The sequence below is a fragment of the Gemmiger formicilis genome (genome assembly GCF_016901605.1).
GTDB classification, from domain to species: Bacteria; Bacillota; Clostridia; order Oscillospirales; family Ruminococcaceae; genus Gemmiger; species Gemmiger formicilis_B.
Genome location: NZ_JACJKP010000535.1, coordinates 1 through 338 on the forward strand (window position 1 = coordinate 1; position 338 = coordinate 338).

Annotated in this window: 1 protein-coding gene; it reads right to left on the minus strand. The window is 53.0% G+C overall.

Features of this window, described 5'->3' with window-relative positions:
* Positions 1-10: 10 nt before the first annotated feature.
* On the minus strand, positions 11-338 hold a 328-nt coding region (locus H6B10_RS15820), incomplete at its 5' end, for a helix-turn-helix transcriptional regulator (RefSeq protein WP_204652403.1).

Sequence of the window (338 nt, forward strand, 5' to 3'; positions counted from 1 at the left end):
CGGCATGCGTTTATGGAATTGTCAGTGGGCTGTGTGATGCCACAGATTTGAGTTCCCGGTATTGGCGGGGCGACATTCCCATGTGAATCTGAAAAACACGGTTGAAGGTACGCTGGCTGGAAAAACCGCAAGTCAACCCCAGTTCCAGAATGCTCTGGTCGGTGGTAAGGAGCAATTCCCGGGCCAGGTTCAGGCGCAGAAAGTTCACATACTCGGAAAAGCTGGTGTGCAGCCGGCTGGAAAATATATGGGAAAGGTGGTACTTGCTGACCCCTAGTTCCCGGGCCACCGTATCCAGCGAAAGGGGTTTTTGGAAGTTACAGGAAAGGTAGCGTACC